Source organism: Bacillus sp. NH11B (genome assembly GCF_001884205.1).
Taxonomy (GTDB): Bacteria; Bacillota; Bacilli; order Bacillales; family Bacillaceae_G; genus Bacillus_A; species Bacillus_A proteolyticus.
Genome location: NZ_MAOG01000060.1, coordinates 1 through 2312, shown reverse-complemented (window position 1 = coordinate 2312; position 2312 = coordinate 1). Strand labels below are relative to the sequence as shown.

The window sequence follows — 2312 nt, the reverse complement described above, 5'->3', positions numbered from 1 at the left end:
GAAGGTATTCATGAAGAAACAGGTACATTAACTGTTCCTAACAATTCAAACAGAACAAAACGTAGTCTGTCTCCCGCATCACCTAGCATCTCTAGTACAATAAACGGTGTTTCATTCACTGAATGGATTGTTCCAGCAGGTAACGATAATATTCGTCCTCAAAACTACATGAGTCCAAAGTACATTACAATTCATGAGACTGATAATACAAGTGTAGGAGCAGGTGCTAAAAACCATGCTCAATACCTATATAACCAAGCAGTAGGGAACACAAACCGAGTTGCATCATGGCATTTTACAGTAGACGATAAAGAGATTTATCAACACTTACCATTAAACGAAAACGGGTGGCACGCAGGAGACGGTGACGGTCCAGGTAATAGACAATCTATTGCAATTGAAATCGCAGTTAACAGAGACGGTAACTACAGTAAAGCAGTAGATAATGCTAAGAAACTTGTAGCTTATTTAATGAAAGAAACTGGTGTACCGTTAAATAATATCGTAAAACACCAAAGATGGAGTGGTAAAAACTGTCCTGCTAACATGATTAACAATGGACAATGGGATTCATTCGTAAATGGTGTTAAGGGGAATTATAATAACCTTTCTCAACCAACAGACGATATTACAGGGGGGTGGTATGAGTCAGCTATTCGAGAATTAAATAGAAGGGGTATTATGGTAGGGGAAGGAAACGGAATTTTCGCACCTAACAGAGCAGTAACAAGAGCCGAATTTGCTCAATTAATCTCTAAGTCTCTAAACTTGCCAGCCGGAGATGCTTCATTTAAAGACTTAAACGATGCAAACCCAACTCTACGAGATGGTATTAAACGAACTGCAAGTGCAGGTATCATTGCAGGTAGAGGAGACGGTTCTTTTGACCCAAGCACACCTATTACAAGAGAAGAATCAGCAATCATTGTAAACAGGGCTTTACAGTATAAAGGTCTATGGGGGCCAGTTGCAAACTTACCATTCGTAGATAAGGACCAAATTAACTATAAAGAAGACGTACAAAGATTGTATGGCTTAGGTATTGTAAAAGGTAAAGAAGACAATCAATACGATCCTAAAGGAACAACAACCCGTGGTGAAACAGCATCGTTCATTCTAAACATGCTTCTAGTAATTGAAACTGGTAGTGTTCAAAATGTAATTGGAACGGCTCAAATCAATGGTATTGGAGTAAATATTCGAAGTGGAGCAGGTTCAAACTACTCTATTGTTAGAAAGGCAAGTAAAGGCGAAAAAGTTACAGTATATGAAGAAAAGAACGGTTGGTTAAGAATTGGAACAGGTCAGTGGGTTTATTATGACTCTAGTTATATCAACTATAACTGATGATAAAAAACTAAAGTCTTTAAAGCATCTACATATAGACTTTCGAAAAAAAGAAACAATCTTGCTTATCATTGACGTTACATGAGCTTAGTTTGATGGGCATGAGGGTATCACATTCTCTGCAATACAAAATAAAAGGGGAAACTATTCAATTAGTTTTTCCTTTTTATTTTGTCAAACAAATGGGTTCTGGTGCAAACACTCCAAAACGCTTGTAAGTAACCTCCTAAACTTGGATATATTGATACTAGTACTCTAAAAAAGGATGTGATTGGTATGGAAACGTAAAATCTATTCAAGTGAAAACATTATTAACCGGATATTATTTTATTAACCGTGAGATGGTACCTACGGTACAACCTCAGTTTTCGTAATTTAGTCGAAATGATGGAAGAACGTGGGTTATCCCTTGCTCATACAACTATCATGCGATGGATTCATCAATATGGTCCTGAATTAGATAAGCGAGTACAACGTCATCTTAAATCAACCAATGATTCTTGGCGAGTCGATGAGACGTATGTGAAAGTCAAAGGTCAATATATATCATATTTCTTTTATTAATAAAAATATCCCCATAGATCAGTAAATCTAAAGGGATAAAACAGTGCAACTTTTTTATAAACAGTTAATCTTTTTTCAAAACGGTTAAACTTTGTTATAAACGATTAAACTTTATTTCAAATCCACAAACAAAAGAGCCTTACCTCTGTAGGCAAGACTCCACTAGTGTAGTTATATAGTATTTACATAGCAAATAAGAAACATAAAACATATAATACCAAGTAGCAGAACCCTAACATTCCGCCTATAGCTAGTACCTGTTTAATCCAGCTCTTGAATTTCAGATTACTGTCAATAATCGCTTGCACTCTTTCCATATCCGTTTCCTTCTATTAAGGAGAACCCTTAAAGACTCTCACCTCGCTATGATACCATTAAGGAATGACTAATAGAGGTCTAAT

The 2312-nt window shown here is 36.2% G+C and carries 1 protein-coding gene and 1 pseudogene; both read left to right on the top strand.

Translation table 11 applies throughout. The features are described 5' to 3' along the window. A partial coding sequence (locus BAU27_RS09195; protein WP_071770698.1) for an S-layer homology domain-containing protein occupies positions 1–1347 on the top strand: 1347 nt, incomplete at its 5' end. Between the two features lie 321 nt (positions 1348–1668). Beyond that, positions 1669–1893: pseudogene (locus BAU27_RS09190) on the top strand (IS6 family transposase); the annotation flags it as partial. Positions 1894–2312 lie beyond the last annotated feature (419 nt).